The following is a 1,150-nucleotide window of genomic DNA, read 5'->3' on the forward strand; positions in this document are numbered from 1 at the left end:
CTAGGGAGAGTCTGAATAACCCCAAGGTTCTGAGGTGATTTTTACTCTCGACGATATATGGCCGAATATTCAGAGTGTTTTTCCGGCCATTTTGGATCTTACACCCCTGCGGGGCGTCATCTGGGCCCTCCGCCCCTATACCAACAGCTCTTTCCTGGCCACCAGCAGATTGCTGAAGGCCGCCAACAGATAGAGCCGGCTCTTGTTCTTGGCCAACCCTCGATAGCGGACTTTGTCATAGCCAAACACCTGTTTGATGTATCGAAACGGGTGTTCCACTTTGGCCCGGATACTAGCTTTGAGTGTCTCCATTCTTTGATGATCTTCACTCAATGTCCGACGCTCACCCGGGCGCCGTGCGATGAACCAGGCGACACCAGTTCGCTTCTGGTGTTCCTCCCGCTTCTGAATACCTTGATAACCCGCATCACCAAAGACGGAGTCTTCTTCTCCGTGTAGTAATTTGGCCGCAACGGTAATGTCGTGAACATTCGCCCCCGTTGCTTCAAGGCTATGAATCAGCCCTCGGGCGCTGTCTACACCAATGTGCATCTTCATGCCAAAGTGCCATTCATTGCCCTTCTTGGTCTGATGCATTTCCGGATCACGTTGGCCACTTTGATTTTTGGTGGAACTCGGGGCGGAGATAATCGAAGCATCCACGATACTGCCTTCCCGCATCATCAGCCCCTGCTTCTCTAGTTGTTTATTTACTTCTTTGAATAGCACTTTGCCCAAACCGTGACGTTCCAGCAGATGACGAAAATTGAGGATCGTGGTTTCATCCGGCAGTCGGTCTGACAGGCGCAGTCCGGCAAAGCGGCGCATGGATTCAATCTCATACAGCGCATCTTCCATGGCAGGATCACTGAGGTTATAAAACAGCTGCATACAATGGACGCGGAGCATGATGGATAACGGATACGGTGGGCGGCCATTCTCACCTTTGGGATAATAGCGAACGATCTTTTTCTCCAGCTGTTTCCAGGGAATCAGCTTATCCATTCGCTCCAGAAAGATTTCCCGGCGGGTTTTACGCTTCTTATTCTGGTATTCGGCTTCGGAGAAGGTCATCTGTTCCATGGAAAGTATTCCTGATGAGTTAGCTTGGCCGTATTATGACTGATTTGGGGAGTTATTCAGAGTCTCC

General features: G+C 50.5%; 1 protein-coding gene. It reads right to left on the reverse strand.

The features are described 5' to 3' along the window. Positions 1–135: 135 nt before the first annotated feature. Entirely contained in the window at positions 136–1,083 is a 948-nt protein-coding gene (locus BTA51_RS28835; protein ID WP_094712537.1) for an IS5 family transposase, read from the reverse strand. Between the last annotated feature and the right edge of the window lie 67 nt (positions 1,084–1,150).

It is taken from the genome of Hahella sp. CCB-MM4 (assembly GCF_002260525.1).
Taxonomy (GTDB): Bacteria; Pseudomonadota; Gammaproteobacteria; order Pseudomonadales; family Oleiphilaceae; genus Hahella.

Coding starts and splice junctions, on each gene's coding strand:
- BTA51_RS28835 (WP_094712537.1), bottom strand. CDS start 1,083: ATGGAACAGATGACCTTCTCCGAAGCCGAATACCAGAATAAGAAGCGT.